This is a genomic window from Veillonella seminalis (assembly GCF_003992065.1).
In the GTDB taxonomy this organism is placed as follows: Bacteria; Bacillota; Negativicutes; order Veillonellales; family Veillonellaceae; genus Veillonella_A; species Veillonella_A seminalis.
Window position 1 is genome coordinate 39511 of the sequence record NZ_RQUZ01000010.1, and the last position, 14922, is coordinate 54432.

27 protein-coding genes are annotated in these 14922 nt (G+C 43.1%); all 27 read right to left on the reverse strand.

The genetic code is table 11. From position 1 onward, the window contains the following. Positions 1-3 precede the first annotated feature (3 nt). The 27 genes from EO126_RS07660 to EO126_RS07790 all read right to left on the reverse strand — a co-directional run bounded on the left by EO126_RS07660 (position 4) and on the right by EO126_RS07790 (position 14790). Complete coding sequence (locus tag EO126_RS07660; RefSeq protein ID WP_151384940.1) at positions 4-327, reverse strand: hypothetical protein; 324 nt, start codon at positions 325-327, stop codon at positions 4-6. Positions 328-361: 34 nt separating this feature from the next. Continuing rightward, positions 362-814, reverse strand: a complete 453-nt coding sequence (locus EO126_RS07665; protein ID WP_127008302.1) for a hypothetical protein — start codon at positions 812-814, stop codon at positions 362-364. Beyond that, the gene (locus tag EO126_RS07670; RefSeq protein WP_127008304.1) at positions 807-1031 is read right to left on the reverse strand and encodes a hypothetical protein; all 225 of its coding nucleotides are present in this window, start codon (positions 1029-1031) and stop codon (positions 807-809) included. Before EO126_RS07670 ends, EO126_RS07665 begins: the two co-directional genes overlap by 8 nt. Before the next feature lie 2 nt (positions 1032-1033). Continuing rightward, entirely contained in the window at positions 1034-1954 is a 921-nt protein-coding gene (locus tag EO126_RS07675) for a hypothetical protein (protein ID WP_127008306.1), read from the reverse strand. A 19-nt stretch (positions 1955-1973) separates the two neighbouring features. Beyond that, positions 1974-2585 carry a hypothetical protein gene (locus tag EO126_RS07680; protein ID WP_127008308.1) on the reverse strand — a complete coding sequence of 204 codons (612 nt, stop codon included), beginning with the start codon at positions 2583-2585 and terminating at the stop codon, positions 1974-1976. Positions 2586-2722: 137 nt separating this feature from the next. Beyond that, positions 2723-2935, reverse strand: a complete 213-nt coding sequence (locus EO126_RS07685) for a hypothetical protein (protein WP_127008310.1) — start codon at positions 2933-2935, stop codon at positions 2723-2725. A gap of 3 nt (positions 2936-2938) precedes the next feature. Next, entirely contained in the window at positions 2939-4411 is a 1473-nt protein-coding gene (locus tag EO126_RS07690) for a polymorphic toxin type 50 domain-containing protein (protein WP_127008312.1), read from the reverse strand. Continuing rightward, positions 4389-5741 carry a hypothetical protein gene (locus EO126_RS07695; protein WP_127008314.1) on the reverse strand — a complete coding sequence of 451 codons (1353 nt, stop codon included), beginning with the start codon at positions 5739-5741 and terminating at the stop codon, positions 4389-4391. The genes EO126_RS07690 and EO126_RS07695 overlap by 23 nt, the downstream gene beginning before the upstream one ends. 11 nt (positions 5742-5752) lie before the next feature. Further along, positions 5753-7174, reverse strand: coding sequence for a phage terminase large subunit (terL, locus tag EO126_RS07700; protein WP_127008316.1), 1422 nt, complete (start codon positions 7172-7174; stop codon positions 5753-5755). Further along, a complete protein-coding gene (locus EO126_RS07705) occupies positions 7167-7622 on the reverse strand; it encodes a helix-turn-helix domain-containing protein (protein ID WP_127008318.1) in 456 nt (151 codons plus the stop codon). The genes terL and EO126_RS07705 overlap by 8 nt, the downstream gene beginning before the upstream one ends. Positions 7623-7779: 157 nt before the next feature. Then, entirely contained in the window at positions 7780-8238 is a 459-nt protein-coding gene (locus EO126_RS07710; protein WP_127008320.1) for an RNA polymerase sigma factor sigma-70 region 4 domain-containing protein, read from the reverse strand. Between the two features lie 197 nt (positions 8239-8435). Continuing rightward, positions 8436-8672 carry a hypothetical protein gene (locus EO126_RS07715; protein ID WP_127008322.1) on the reverse strand — a complete coding sequence of 79 codons (237 nt, stop codon included), beginning with the start codon at positions 8670-8672 and terminating at the stop codon, positions 8436-8438. Continuing rightward, positions 8669-9088, reverse strand: a complete 420-nt coding sequence (locus EO126_RS07720; protein WP_127008324.1) for a hypothetical protein — start codon at positions 9086-9088, stop codon at positions 8669-8671. The genes EO126_RS07715 and EO126_RS07720 overlap by 4 nt, the downstream gene beginning before the upstream one ends. Next, positions 9082-9630, reverse strand: coding sequence for a hypothetical protein (locus EO126_RS07725; protein WP_127008326.1), 549 nt, complete (start codon positions 9628-9630; stop codon positions 9082-9084). Before EO126_RS07725 ends, EO126_RS07720 begins: the two co-directional genes overlap by 7 nt. Beyond that, positions 9611-9982: a hypothetical protein gene (locus EO126_RS07730; RefSeq protein ID WP_127008328.1), complete on the reverse strand. Its 372-nt coding sequence runs from the start codon at positions 9980-9982 to the stop codon at positions 9611-9613. Before EO126_RS07730 ends, EO126_RS07725 begins: the two co-directional genes overlap by 20 nt. Further along, the gene (locus EO126_RS07735; protein ID WP_127008330.1) at positions 9979-10188 is read right to left on the reverse strand and encodes a helix-turn-helix transcriptional regulator; all 210 of its coding nucleotides are present in this window, start codon (positions 10186-10188) and stop codon (positions 9979-9981) included. The genes EO126_RS07730 and EO126_RS07735 overlap by 4 nt, the downstream gene beginning before the upstream one ends. 50 nt (positions 10189-10238) lie before the next feature. After that, positions 10239-10619 carry a single-stranded DNA-binding protein gene (locus EO126_RS07740; protein WP_127008332.1) on the reverse strand — a complete coding sequence of 127 codons (381 nt, stop codon included), beginning with the start codon at positions 10617-10619 and terminating at the stop codon, positions 10239-10241. Beyond that, on the reverse strand, positions 10616-11206 hold the full coding sequence (locus EO126_RS07745; protein ID WP_206168762.1) for an ATP-binding protein: 591 nt from the start codon (positions 11204-11206) through the stop codon (positions 10616-10618). The genes EO126_RS07740 and EO126_RS07745 overlap by 4 nt, the downstream gene beginning before the upstream one ends. Next, positions 11196-11900, reverse strand: a complete 705-nt coding sequence (locus tag EO126_RS10745; RefSeq protein ID WP_164726722.1) for a hypothetical protein — start codon at positions 11898-11900, stop codon at positions 11196-11198. Before EO126_RS10745 ends, EO126_RS07745 begins: the two co-directional genes overlap by 11 nt. A gap of 3 nt (positions 11901-11903) precedes the next feature. Beyond that, the gene (locus EO126_RS07755; RefSeq protein ID WP_127008338.1) at positions 11904-12083 is read right to left on the reverse strand and encodes a hypothetical protein; all 180 of its coding nucleotides are present in this window, start codon (positions 12081-12083) and stop codon (positions 11904-11906) included. Then, complete coding sequence (locus EO126_RS11220; protein WP_225723689.1) at positions 12076-12267, reverse strand: HNH endonuclease; 192 nt, start codon at positions 12265-12267, stop codon at positions 12076-12078. Before EO126_RS11220 ends, EO126_RS07755 begins: the two co-directional genes overlap by 8 nt. Before the next feature lie 67 nt (positions 12268-12334). Beyond that, on the reverse strand, positions 12335-12892 hold the full coding sequence (locus tag EO126_RS07765; protein ID WP_127008340.1) for a hypothetical protein: 558 nt from the start codon (positions 12890-12892) through the stop codon (positions 12335-12337). Next, positions 12889-13488 carry an ERF family protein gene (locus EO126_RS07770; RefSeq protein ID WP_127008342.1) on the reverse strand — a complete coding sequence of 200 codons (600 nt, stop codon included), beginning with the start codon at positions 13486-13488 and terminating at the stop codon, positions 12889-12891. Before EO126_RS07770 ends, EO126_RS07765 begins: the two co-directional genes overlap by 4 nt. 9 nt (positions 13489-13497) lie before the next feature. Continuing rightward, positions 13498-14004, reverse strand: a complete 507-nt coding sequence (locus tag EO126_RS07775; RefSeq protein WP_127008344.1) for a siphovirus Gp157 family protein — start codon at positions 14002-14004, stop codon at positions 13498-13500. A gap of 75 nt (positions 14005-14079) precedes the next feature. Further along, positions 14080-14280, reverse strand: a complete 201-nt coding sequence (locus tag EO126_RS07780; protein WP_192496431.1) for a hypothetical protein — start codon at positions 14278-14280, stop codon at positions 14080-14082. 19 nt (positions 14281-14299) lie between these two features. Further along, on the reverse strand, positions 14300-14506 hold the full coding sequence (locus EO126_RS07785; RefSeq protein ID WP_127008348.1) for a hypothetical protein: 207 nt from the start codon (positions 14504-14506) through the stop codon (positions 14300-14302). 11 nt (positions 14507-14517) lie between these two features. Continuing rightward, the gene (locus EO126_RS07790; protein ID WP_127008350.1) at positions 14518-14790 is read right to left on the reverse strand and encodes a hypothetical protein; all 273 of its coding nucleotides are present in this window, start codon (positions 14788-14790) and stop codon (positions 14518-14520) included. Positions 14791-14922: the final 132 nt, after the last annotated feature.

The window sequence follows — 14922 nt, forward strand, 5'->3', positions numbered from 1 at the left end:
ACCCTACCCCCTGTATAATTCCACTGACCTATAGCCGTTCTTGCCCGCCTTATTGCCTGTTAGGTCAGCCGGCGTAATACGGTTCTCTAATTCCTTGATTCTAGCCTCGTAAAACTTCAATTTCTGCCCGAAATAGTCAAGCGTGCCAGTTTTCTGCGTCGAGTTACCCCACACGGGAGCATTAGCCCCGTATGACTTTTTGACACACACCTCACGCATAGCGTACGCCGTGATGAGTTCCGTGATTATAAAACTCGGTACAATTTCTTCAAATTTAACATCAAGAGAGGCGGCGAAATATGCGAGCCACTTTTCGGCCTTTTCCATGATGTCGTCAGTGATATTCTGACCGAGTAAATCATCACTTAAACGTATAAGTTCTACCTCGTATAGTGCTTGCAATGTCGCTCACCGCCCTTTCTGTATGCTTAGCGAATATCTCATCAATGCGAGTTTTGTTGTTTTTCAAGGCATCATATAGAAATGGGTCGCCCTTGTAGCCCGGATGCCGTACCGATTTGGCAAATATAGCGTCATTGCCTTCAAACCATCGGAGCGAACGCTTATTCACGGAAAATATATCGTGTTCCGGCGTGCCTTCATGTACAAATGAAGCATATGAGGCAATGTTTGTATCAAGGTACGCCTCACCTGTTAGCCCGTTGTCAATAAATCGAGTTTCAACCGACTTTTCAAGCTCGCCCGAATGCGAGGTGTAATCGTGATTGTCTTGGGCCTTGCCTCGTACTAAAACTGTAGCCTCTCTTACCGCCAATCTAAGCCGCTTATTAAATGCATCCCGAGTATTACTCATCCGCCTCAACTGCTTTCTTCGCTGTTCTGCGTTTAGGTTTTGGTTCTTCAACCTCTTCTGGTTTTGATTCTTCAACCTCTTCTGATTTTGATTCTTCAATAGGTTTAGACGGTTTAGGTGGTTCTAATTCAGCAATAATAAAGCCTTGTTCAATGTACTGTGCCACCTTTTCAGATGGCACATACTGAACCTCGTTTAATCTAACTAATCTGACCATAATTAAGCTCCTGTATTAACCCATACGCCGGCTAATTTATTAGTCGGAATCCATAAGTCATGGAATTTACGATAGTCAAGCTTCCATGCGTCTGCCTTTTGGTTGATATCCGGGGAGAAAATACGCACTTTATCAGTTTTGGAGATAGCCAAAGGTGCATTTTTTGCCATGATAATCCAATTGATACCTTTTGCGGCTGCGTCCGCTTTAAATCCACCTTGTTCCTGTCCGCTAGTTTTGCCGTCAGCGAATACATACGCCGTTTTCATGCGTGCAGAAGGAACGCCTAAGATAGGGATATCATTATAAGCACGTACTTTAGTATTGATTTCACCGGCCTTGAAGTCAGTTACAGACATATAGCGCTCAATCTTATCGGCGCTATTTAAAATGTTGCGGATAGGGGTAGACATAGAAATAACAAGCGGTACATCTTCACCTACAATATCCTGAATGTTGGTAATTTCTTCATCAAGTTTTGCCAAAATGTTGGCGGCGGTCGGTGTAAATCCTGCGGTTTCTTGACTAGCCCCTTTTGCAAGTGCCGCAATACGAGAATAACGATAAGCGTCTACTTCAGGAATTACCTGCAAACGCTGAAATTCGCCCATAACGTTGCCGGCGGATGCTACAAAGTTGGATTCATCGATATCCATAGCGTCAAGGTGGAACGTGCGGCCACGGTCTTGAGTGAGTTTGTAGTCATTGTAGGATAAGGTTACAGAGCCTTGATTGAACCCTTCATCACGGCTATACGTTGCAAGTCCGGATGTAGTGATTTTTGGCATACGCACCGTGTCGCCGCCGTTGTACTTAACTTGAGATGCGTTCGCTTCCATCCAACCGGATGTAGCCCCGACTAACATTTGTTTGTCGAGAGACTGTTGAAACAATTTAGCCATTTCCAATGTGTTAATTGCCATAATTTTTTACCTCTTTTCTTTAAATTCCTAATGCCTTTTCAAATTCTTGTTGTACGTCGTTACCACTCGCACCGCTTGCCCGGCTTGATTCGCCGCTACCTGCGTTCTGTGTACTCTTAACCGCCCAAGGTTTGCCCTTGAGAAATTCGGCCGCGTAGTCTTGAATAGTGCCAGTTGTTCCGTCAGCTTTTACATAACTGTATGAGCCATCTTCACCTACTGTAACCTTATCGGCTACCATTTGTGCAAATAGCTGCGGATCCATTGCGTTGCTCTTAGTAAATGCGTCAACAAACTGTGATTGGATATCAGCCTTAATACGTTGACTTTCGGCCTCTTTGCGTGCGTTTTCCGCCTCTTCGGAGCGTTTCGTTAACGCCTCTACCTGTTTCTTGAGTTGTGCCAGTTCCTTATCTGCTCCGGCCCCTGCCGTTTCAAACTCGGATAATTTCGCAGTTAGACCGTCTCGCTCTTTTGTCATGTCCGCAAGGGCAGCCGTAGCTTTTTCTTTCTCCTCGCGGTGGGCTTTGGCCTCACTGTTTAATTTGGCAACTTCTGCTTTAATCGCCGATACATATTCGCTACCGTTTTCCAATCCTTCGAGTTTTGTGTATAACTCTGCTAATGTCATTTCTCAACCTCCGTATTTAAATGACTGTAATACATAAAACGGTCTCCTCCGTTTTTGCCAATAAAAAATGCCCGTGTGCTACACTGCACAGGGCATGAAAAAACCGCCTACATATGTAAGCGGTTATTTACTATTAACTACAAGGCTACTTCCTCAATAGACAATATTTCACTTGCATAAAACTCAATTATATGTCGCTCGCCTTCACATCTAACCCAAACAGAATACTCACCATTTTCATTATCTGCTGAGCTAGTTACTTCCTGAACCGTACCAATCCAAATATCTTTATTAGTAGATATAATTTTTACTCGTTTCTCTTCAAAACTATATGCCTCTTTTTCGGTCATCTCTTATCGCCCCTTTCTAGGTATCACATGAATACCTTTATTCGAAAAATGAACAGTGCTAAAAGTTGTTTCAATTTCTCTTCCATCTTTAACAAGGACACCTTTTTGCTCTGAATGCTTAATCAAAACTTTTTTATTCCAATCTTTTTTTCCCGTACTTCCGAGTTCTCCTAAATATATAAATGTGAAAATTTTGTCTATATCTAATGGCTCTATATAATAACTTTTTCCTTCGACATATTTATCAGAAAATTTATAATGTAAATCTTGTCTTGATGTAAAATGCTTAATACAAAAAGATGACTTAATATACTCCCAAATTCTCTTCTCAAACGCTCCATCACTCTCGTCAGGTAATCGTTTAGCAACATCTTCTATATTGATTTTACCATTTACCACATAGTTTCTCAATGATTCAGGAATATTTATCCGGCCTTCTAATTTTGTTCCATTATAGGCCCTCGCTTTTTGAGTCCATGATAACCCAGCCTCGACTTCTCTACTACCATACACACCTAGCAATTGCTCTTTCTGCCGTTGAGTAAGTGTATTAATATATTCACGTCCACCTTCTTCAATGCGTTCGCTAGGCTCATCCGGCACTTGCCCTTTAAATATAGGCTTGAGCCTACACATACAATGAGGATGAACAGGGATAGTTGGCACTTTGTCCTTGGGATATATGCCTTTCCCTAAGCCGTATAAATCAGCATTAGCATACAGGTCGCATATATCATAATCAGGGTGTGCGGTCGATAGTTTCCATTGATACGCCACGCAATCCTCATTGTCTTGCCACTTAGCAATAAAACCGTCAATATATGCCCTCGCCCTCTCAGTTCGTGCGATACGATCAGCAAAATAGCGAGTTCGCTCTTGCGTTGCCACTCGCAACGCCTTAAACAAGGCCTCGTTATTCCGTGATTCGATAGCTTGTAACACCTTGTTATATGCGTATTTCATGCCTTGCGTGTTAAGCTGTCGGATATATCGTTCAACTTGACGCATGGCGTTTCTGTATTTTTGCTTATCATAATTCGGGCCATTGCTTAATTTAATGAGTTTTCGCATGAAGTCCGGTATATCTTGCTCTGGAATAATACCGCCGTAGCCATAACCGTCAAACAAAGCGAGTGCATTAGCCTTGTAATTGGCGTTCTTTAGCATTTGTTGATTAAGCACATTGGCCACCATATCACGCACGGCCTTACTGCCTCTTGTAGTACGGTCTGACAATGTTAAACCATCGGGCGCCCACTTCATCCTAAACGCCGATTCAGCGACGGCTGCCGATAGTAGTCCGCCATACCCTTGCTCTGCTAATCGATGTAAGCTATCATTTACTTCATCTTTCAGCGCTTGCATAATTGGATATTCAGCGTATGCAATTGATACGGCTTCGGTTGGTTTGTAGCCCTTGTCCAATAATTCTTTTACCCTGTTCTCAAAGGCGTCAATCGTCTGTTTCGTCGTCATCTAATTCACCGCCAAACGCTTGAGACTTTTCCAAATCATCGGCCGCCGATTCCAATTCCTCAATAATAGCGTCATAAGTTTCGGGCTTAATATTTGGCATATACGCTTCGAGCACCTTCTTGGCGACTTCCAAACTAAACGTCTTACTTGTAATGCCTAAGTCAAAGGCTTGTTGTGCCTGTGCCAAGCAGTCCGCTACATCATCAATATTAAAGTCTCGCGGATATTCGCACTTATAATCGACTGTTTCACCTGCCCATAGTTCATAGAGGGCAACAATGGCCTTCTCTGCTTTTTCGCATTGCACGGCAAAGTTTACAAGGTTCTTATTGGTGCGCTCAAAATCCCATTTCTTAGCAAGCCCTGACTTTGACGATTCCACTCCAATAACGCTATTAAGTCCGCTCATTCGGTACATTTCACTAACCAAGTTTTTGATTTGCTCCATGAGCACCTCAGCGGGTCCCGAATCCGGCGCAATAAATTGAGGTGCATTTGTGTCAGAAGGATATAATAGCAAGTTATTGGTGCCGATTGTTACATCGGTCATGTTAGTGCCGGCACTCTGCATCGTTAAGATGTTAAATGCTTGATTATCACTGATTTGACTGAGCAAACTGCACAAATGATAGATATGATAGTTAGTCTTAGCGATTGAAATAAACTCCGGTGCCGGTAATACTCGTTGAGGGTCGGTATTGCGTCCAAACCATTGCACAATCGGCACTCGTTTGAGATTGTGTTCGCCACTTCTTAATAATTGGTCGTGTTCGTCCCGCACTTCCCACCTGTCAATCGTCCATTTGTATTTACGCACGTGATACCCGTCATCATCGTAATACGCACCTTTATAACTGAAATCAATCAGCCTGCCACGTTCGTTGAAGTGCCACCCCGTTACATTCTTCGGCTCGATGGCTGTGAGAAATGGCAACGCCCTCATGTTTAAATCGTCAGCCTCTGATTCGCCGAGTGTTGCCTCGTTATTTACGAGAATATATACAACGCCATATAGTTTGGCGGCGACTGCTTGCCGGCTCATGAAGTCCTGTAAGTTAGTGCCTACTCGGTCAACGTCATCAAGAAACATTTTAAATTTCGCTGTGTCGCGATAATCTCGCTTAATCTCATCATTAAATACCGGCAATACAGTGCTGTCGATAATCGGCCCGACATAGTTAAGATAATACGCCAATTTCTTACGCCGTGCGTAATTCTTATTCGATTCCCTCGCATGCTTAATCAATGCCGAGCCGTCGTAAAACATCCCGTCGCCATAGTAGACGTCATGTAACAGCTTGTACATCTCATTCTTTCGATTTGTCGCCATTATGGCCCTCCTTAGTAAGTATTAATATGACCACCCTGTATACCACCCATACAACAGTATTCCGCTACGCCTGTGAGTGCATCCGGTGCGTCATCGTGTTTATTCTTCCCCTCACGCTGGTACCTTGTAACAGCGTCATAAAACTCCGGCCATTTATCACGCCAATTAACAGGGAAGTAAATATGTTCCATAACCCAAGTTGAATTTGATAATATTCGAGCCTTCTTATTCCGGCTTTGATGGAACGGATGAATTGAGCATCTATTATTTTGGTATTGAGTGGCTAATATCGTAGTGATAGCACGAGCAAACCCACGCCCGCCATTATTGCTTTCAATGTCAGCCACATTCACTTTGTTCTTAACAAGCATTTGAGCCGTTGCCGGTTCTGTTATTTCCATGCCTTTTTTGGTATACAAGACGTCCAATATATAGGCTTCTTTGTTATACACACCGTAGCAAATGCTACACAAATAGTCTTCACCTTCGTCGGCGGTATCGGTATAATTCTTGATTTCAGTAAATAGCGATTGTCCGTAATTATCAGCAGGCGGTGCGTCGTATGTTTTCAGTGTCGTATACAAGCAGCCTTTCAAATCAATCGGCTCTTGCTGATAGTTAGCACTTGCTATATCCTCACCCATGGCTCTTTTCTTCGCTTGATAGCTATCATACGATAACACTTCATCACATAGCATGCTACCGTCATCTTGCAGGGCTTTCATTGTGATCACTTTAGGCTTAAATTTAGTATCATGCTTAAAATGCTCTATAGCACGTCCCGCTAAGTCATCACTCGCCCAACGAGTCATAATCAATATAATCTTGCCATCCTCCTCTAATCGAGAAAGCATGGTATTAGTAAACCATTCCCAATGTTGCTCTTTGACGTTCGCATTATACGCCTCTTCGGCGTTTTTAATAATATCATCGACAATCATAAGCGAGCAGCCGAAACCGGTAGCCGTCCCGCCGGGCGACGTCGCTAGATATGAGTTAAACTGTCCAACCAATGACCATAGGCTCATGGTACTATCACCGCGTTTGATTGCCCTCCCCGGGAATATATCGCGATATACAATAATATCTGTATCAGCCTTTTGCTCTTGGATGGCGTTTCGCACGTTCTTAGCGAACATCGTCGATAGGGTTTCATTGTACGAGCCCGTCATAATCTTTTGTGTTGGGTCATTGCCGAGTATCCACTGCACGAATAATTGAGCTGTCCTACTCTTACCGTGCCGCGGCGGCATATTCATGATTAGCACATTGTGCTCTTTACTTTCAAAAAACGCTTGCATCTCATTGCACAGTGTTACTAAATACTCTCTATCAAGTCGATAAAAGTCATCAGCCATTAAGTGGCAATAATAAAAAAACTCGCGTCTAGCGAGCTCTAATTTTGCCTGTTTAATAACAACTTCCCTATTCATTTTGAATCAACTTCTTTATATCTTCGGTGCTAACACCGTCAAACGGGTTATTGAGATGTCCGCTCATTTCGATATCGCGTTTATCCCGCCATAAATCAGGGCGTCTATTCTTAAGCCAAAAAATTTGAGCCGTTGTATCCGGCACTACCTGCTTAGTTGTTTTCTTTATTTTAATACCGTCATCGCTATGCTCCTCGGAATATTCTATATACTCATAACCAAGTGCCCGTTTCAAAAGTGCGTTCTCGACTTCTATATCTATTACAGCCTTACCCCTTTTTAGGGCGTCGGATATGTCGGTATACTTCTTCTTCCAGTTATACAGCGTATCTCGATTAATCCCGATATTTGTAGCAATTTGCTCATCTGTTAAACCATCACGAGCCCAAGCCTGTAATAGCAATAGATTATCGGGTTCAAGCCATTCATGATATTTACCTTTAGCCATTACAGGCCCTCCTTTCAAGTAGTTTTAAGCAATTTCAAGTAAAACAAAAAAGCACCCTTGCGGATGCCTTTTTGCCTTGTGGTATTTATTTGCTTAGGAGCTGTAAAGTCCATGGCGGTTTTTCCCGTGTCCGCCTGAGGGCTTTTGTACACTTATATTATATTACATTCTCCGTGCCAATTACTGCCAACTCATGCCAACTCTTTTTATAAATTTTTTCAAATTCATGAATTGCCTCTCGGTACATGCGTTTCCTAATCCATTCCCGAGTAACGCCTACCACCTCGGCGACTTGCTCCCAACTGCCACAATTAATATACCGCTCATGCAATAGGGCCCTATACTCACATGAGCCGATTTGATTAATCATCTCATCCACCGTATCACTATACGATATGAGCCGTTGCCATTTAGCTTGTGCCTCGTTTAGTTTGTCGTTAAACTCTGCCACCTCGTCGCCTAAGTCTTTGCTGTGCCCGCCACTGATACGATCCTTTGAGTAATCTATCGCCTTTAGTGAGTAAAGCTTTGACCGGAGCTCTTTAATATCACGCTCTAACCGTCTGAGCTCTATCTGCATGTCTCGCAGCCTCTCAAGGCATTGTATTGCCGTCATAATCAATAGTACCTCCTATTACTTGTATCGTCTTGCAAAATGAGCCGATTGATTATCTTAAACCCTCCAAGCTTACACACTAGCTTTATTATCTTGATAACAATATCTAGCCTATTCTCTTCGTTACATATCCGCTTAACTGCCTCATCGCCTGTAGGGTCATTATACGCTCGTGTCATCCATGTCCTCCGCCTTTATCAATTTACCTTTAAATGTTCATTTGCATTTAACCTTAATTGTTCGGATATTTTAAGCGCTGCTTCGTGCCTTGATATGCCCATTAAGAGGGCGTATCTGGCAACTGCAACCATTAACAGTACCGCCTGTTCTGTGCTTCTTTCATTTGGCGAATTTTCAATTTTTACATCAATGTGTGGCACTTCATTTTTTCTTACGATTTCTGTTATATCCTGATTTTCAAAATCTATAATCATTCCTCAACCTCCACCGGTTCTAATGTAATCAAATCATAATCCAACACAGCAAACGCCGAAGTGTTCAATCCGTATTCATCTAACCACTCTTTGAACGCCTTAGTCAACCGCTGTTCTAAGTCCTCAAGTTCCTCTATGCTCGCGTCGCTCAAATATCCGTCAGCATTTTCGCCGACTTGGTCCTCGCACTCGTATTGTAGTCGCTCAATAATACTATCAACATCAATAACAGGCTCAAACTCGTAAACTTTGCCAATATAAAAACTTCTAACACCCCAATCGGACATTAAGTCCTCTTGGTCAAATATACGGCCTTTGTCGACTTCTTCAATGGCTCCCTCTCTCGAACTGCTGTCACATCTATAAAAGTTCTCACCGTTACGACTTACTGCCCAGTCATTTGTTTCAACTAGCATTGTTCGCCCTCCTCGATTTCTTCTCGTTCAATGTCTACAAACGATTCGGCGAAATGGTGCAATAATTCTAATTCTTCATAGTCCATTCGCCCCGGTTTCCATTCTTCCTCCGCTAACTTGCAAAATTCCCAATTATCATATTTAACAATACTCTGAATGCTCTTGACCGTATAACTTGTCTTTCCGTCGATATAGCAAATAAATGGATAATCCGATTCGGTGCTATATTTATAAAAATGCCGATATTCCCATGGTTCCGATTCGTTATGTCGCACTAGCACCGGCGTATTTTCCGGAACCGTCGACCAATCAATCGCCCCAATTTCACAAGCGATATTCAACGGCTCGGAGCAAGTAACATCTTCAAATAGTTCACAAAACCCCAAATATTTAACCCGCTTACTGCCTTTAATATAATTACTATACTCGCTTTCTACGGCGTCCACCGCATAGACTTCGCCGAATCCATCATTGATGATGTACTCATACCCTTTTTCGTATAAATATTCCAAAATATACCCTCTAAGCGTTGTCCCGTCCATTTTCATCGCTCCTATAATTGCTATTCAATAATTCGCTTTCTCGGTAGAGGTTAAACCAGTCCTCTGCCGCCATTACCACAACCCACTCATGATTATTCTTGCGGTGGAATACTGCCGGCACGCCCTTTGACTTTTGAGCGTCCCTTTTAGCCTGCTCAAGGGCGTCGTATAGGTTTAGCCGTTCCACTCGCTTGACTTCGGCGTGAATGCCGGGGAGGCCTACCACATCTGCAGCCTCGCCCGACTTACCGCAATATTGAACCGTTCGCCTTACGTTCGGGAACCCTTGACCGTGACAATATTTACTAAATTCACGCTCGCCGTTTGCTCCTTTGCGCCTGCTATTTGTCATGGTTTCACCCTAAATAATTCAGTGTCCGAGATTTTCAATGCCTTGACAATCTTTTGGCATGTTTGCAAATCGGGCACGTACTTACCTTGCACCAAATTCCACGCTGTAAAACGTTTAATACCAGCTTCCAACGCCAAATCGGTAATACTGATGTCATGTTCTAGCATTTTCTGCCAAATAATCGGATAATCAATTATGATTTTCATACGTAGCTCCTTTACGGTTTTCAAAAAACATTTTATGAGTTTTCTATCACTTAAAACGGTATATTTTCCTCTTGTTTTTCAAAACTGTCAAAGTTAGAGGCTTGTTTTGCCGGCTCATCAAGCGGAGCCCCTACAAAGTTAGCCACTACCTCGGTGATATATCGCTTTTGTCCGTCCTTGCCGTCATATGAGCGAGTAGTCAAACGCCCCTCAACAAAGCACTGAGAGCCTTTTTTGAGTTCGCCCACGCCCTCGCCGAGCTTGCCCCAAGCTACGCAATTAATAAATGAGGTTTGCTCTTGAGTGTTGCCCTCTGCGTCGATGTAGGTATTGCTAGCTGCCACCGTGAACGATGCCACTGCTCTGCCCGATTTTGTATATCGCACTTCCGGATCACGTGATAAATTCCCTAATAACTGCACTGTGTTCATATTTCTCTCCATTCTGCCCGGCGTAAGCTTTCGCCGCCAAGCGTAACAAGTTGATTTGTACTGCGGAGCCGGTCTATCATTCGTTCATCGTACTCCGCTTTTAACTGTTCGATAGTTAGATTTGTCGTGATGATAGTCGATAGTTGTCGCTCATAGCGTTCGCCGATAATCGACATCAATTTACTGCCGGTAAAATCATTCTTACTGCGATACTCGCCGCCTAAATCATCAAGCACGAGTAATTTTGTTGTCCTCAAACGTTGCTCAAACTCGTAGGCTTCCTCTTTGTCACGGAGCGTCATGAGTTTATCGAGTAGGCTCATCATCGAGATGAAAAACGCGCTATATTTGTTATCAATCGCCACTCGCATGATAGCAATCGCCGCGCAAGTCTTACCTGTGCCAACGGGACCCTTCAAGATGAGCCCTAAGCCATTCTCAAGACGCTGTTTGATGTTTTCCGCAAAGGCAACCACCGGTGCATATTCGGCACCTTCAAACTCCAACGCCCCAAGAGTTACGCCTTGATAGCGTTTGCCAATGCCGTAATATTCAAAGTTTAGCGATTTAGGCTGCTCACCATTCACCGGTTTCATTTGCCCACTTGTCCGGGCTTCCTCCGCCAGCCGTTTGAATTGTTCTATTGCTGCTCGTAGGTTTGACATGGTTCTCCCTCCCTTCCCAAGTTCTCACGGCTGCCTTCCAATCCTTCATAGCGTTCTTACCTACACGCCAACCGTTGGCCTCGTAGTAATTGACAAAGCGTTCAGCATCAACTGAGTTGCCACGTTCTTTGCAATATTCAATGACTTCATCAAGAGAGGGCTTTTGAAATCGGCTCGCCGGTTTCTTTGGTTTACTTTCTTTCTCTAGTCTAGTCTTGTCTTGTCTATGTCTAGGTATGGTCTCGCTTTGTGTTCCGCTTTGTGTTCCGCTTTGTGTTCCGCTTTGTGTTCCGCTTTGTGTTCCGCTTTGTGTTCCGCTTTGTGTGTCTATTTGGGACGCAAACGGAATTATTGAGTACGCACTCGATTGTTTACTTCCTCTGCTTGAGAAGTCTATCCTACCCGCTTGTTTTAGTACATTTCTCGCTCGATAGATAGCACTTCTCGAGAGGCCTGTCTTTAACTCAAGTACTGAAATGGCTACATTAAACTCTTGTTTCCAACCTGTTTTATTACATACGTTCATCAATCCGTGCCATAGTGTAATAGACGGTGAAGAAATAGGGTTAGTTTCTAGCCATGAATAGAACGAGTTAATCTCATCGATGTACTTCATAAGCTATTCCGTTGCGGCAGGTTCTTTACCTTTTAGCCGTTTAATTAACTGTAATACTTTTAAATAGGCTGCATTTTTGCCGATGGCTTGCTGTTTTTCGCCGTCGCTTTTCCATGTAAAGCCTTCGCTTGCCATGAGCTTAAGCTCACTAACTAAAAGTTCTAAGATTTCTAAGTCAGTCATTTGTGTTCGTCCTTTCTTTTATGATTTCCAAGAGTTTTGCTCTGATTTCTTTAGCGTTCACGCCATGAGCTGCGTTGTGGCAACTCCGGCACAGCGTTGCAAGGTTGCATAATTCACTTTTGCCGCCCTGCGCCCGACTAACGATATGATGCACATCGGTCGGGCTATTTGAGCCACATAACACGCATTCGGGGTAACCGTTGGGGCTGTCCCTCTCGATAGCTTGAGGGCGTGTGATTTTGTACAGTTTGTTATCCTCTCGTTTCAGCTTGTTCAACTTGCTTACTCCAATCTTCTAAGAGTGATTTGATGTAGTCTGACGGATCAAGTGGGACGCCTAACTGTTGGCACTCATCAACCAAACACTCAATCAATCTCGACATCTCCGACACATTATACGATGATGAGCCGGCGTATAAATAAACTCGCTTAACGCCCTCTAGCCGCTCACAGTCATCGACTATAGCAAGCCAACCGATGCCGTTATGACGCCATTTGCGTATGACGCTATCAACTATATTTATTGGTATTCCGACTGCCTCGCCTTTTTGGCTATCGAGTATCGCTTTGCGATATACATCTTCTTTTGAGATATAGCCATTTTTAGATAGTTCAACCGCTATCTTTTGACATAACACCCAACAATAGGCGTTTGCGTTCAATGAGCGTCTTTTGCTTTTCCGCTTAATCTCGATAGTGTATTCTGTTTCACTGTCGATTTTGGCTATATCGTTGTCTTTCGGCGCCGGAATTACCAACTGCCAAGCGATTGATTTGAGTAGATTTACGCCTTTGGTTGTCCATTTCATGATTTATACCGAATGCTATTAATGAACGTCCGAGCCTTTTGCCAATGCTCTTTTGTCATTTCATTGGAATTAGATAAGCCGAGTTCGTTTTTCATAAATTCTTTTAACTCTTGTTCAGTAACGCCGCTCTGTTTAGCGTATGTTTTAGTTTGCTCCCACAAGCTCGGCTCTGTAGGCATTACTTGTTGCGTTTTTTTCTTTGGCTGCTCTTGCATCGGGTAATCAGCGTCTTTTACATCATCGATTAAGAACAGGCCATTAAGAGCATATTTACGGGCGTACGATGATGTAGCCCCTGTTAATTGGCTAGCGTCCATACCTTTTTTATCAGCTTGTTCCCGAGCGTATGCTGTAACTGATAGTGATGCTTTACCGTCTGAAACTGTGGCGGTGGCTGCGATATAATACCGTTCGCCGACTTGTTTAACATCATCTTCAATCGTCAACAAAAGCCCTTCGCGTTTTAATAGAGGTTTAACCCCTTCGAGGATATCCTCGGCACTGCGATAATAGAAGTTATTGAAGCCGTTGTATTGGTTTTTAGGAGCTTTCAATTCACTTTGTACTGCCCCTAATTTTTTAATTAATTCTTCCATATTAGCCTCCTATTTAAGCGATATACCAAAGTTTCGATGTTCTTCTAAGTGAGCTCCGTCAATAACCGCTCCGGCCTTGATAGCGTTCTTAATTGCTGTCTTATCGGGTGTAATAGCTATCTTCTTAAACTCATCCGGTACAGCGTTTAAATCGTCAATCTCAGTTACAACGCTTTTGCGATAGCCGGTTTTGAATAAGCCTGTTGCATATGGCTTATCGGTTACTTTTTCGATGTTTTCCTGTAGGTATGTTTTAAGGCGTTCCACGCGATCCGTTAACACCTTACGGCGTTTAGTTAATCGGTCCGCCTCTTTCTTAAACATTTCCGCTTCATTTTTCCAATTGAAGTACAGCCGGCAAATGTTATCAACTTTGCCCTCTAAGCTATCCTCAATCATTAATAGCGTATCTTCTAAAGCCGGCAAATCTTCTTGTGCCTCTTCGTCAAGTTCTGCATCTTCAATCATCTGCATGAGTGTTTTATAATTCTCTGACAAATCATATAGACTGTTCATTTTTCTGCTCCTATGCTATAATTTAAATATATACATTTTCTTTTGCCCTTTAACCGTGCCACCGGTTGAGGGCTTTTATTTTGCCTTAAACGCACCATGTCGGGTATCTTTTGCCCAATCATAGGCGTGTGCCTTTGGCGTTGCGTACGGCTCAAAATTCGGTGTTTCGTCGTATTGCTCGGGCTCCGGTCTTAAGCACACATACCAATATGCCACTAATACCGCCGCCATGAACGCCATACCAAGGGCAAAACTTTTGATTAGCAATCCTGTCATCATTTTTCTCGCCTCCTTTCTAAATTTCTTGAACAGTCCAATCGCCGTTTACAAATTTCAACAACGGGGCTCTAAATATTACATATTTGAACCGCTTGCCCTTGCCGGTCATATCAATGGCTCGTCCGAAAATATCAAACTTGCCACGTTGCAAGCCAATCCTTAAGGCTTGTTCGGTAATTCCTAAGATGTGAGCCCCTTCCTTGATTGTTACTTGTGTGTTCATGGTTTCACCTCCTACCACTCAACTATAAATAGCAACTCGCCGTCATTAGTGATTGCACGGCGGGCTCTAAATCCTGAACTAACAAGTACGCCGATTGCTTCATAAGCATCGTCAATCGTTATGCCTGCCCCTCGAATATGTAAAGTTGCCTCGGTTTCGTCGGTAGTTGCCGCTTCATGAATAACCTTAGACCAATAATCATATAAGTTATTGCCTTTAAATTTCAAAATTGCATTAGCTTTAGCTAAGTAATATTCACCCAGCCCGCCTGCTTCTATTCGCATTTTCTACCTCCTACTTTTAACTTGGCATAAACTACATACCGTAATCACACCGCACTGCCTATCAAATATCTGATAGCGTTTGCGATTCGTGATAAACGTTCAAACAATTAGTGTCGATACAACTTGGAGTCC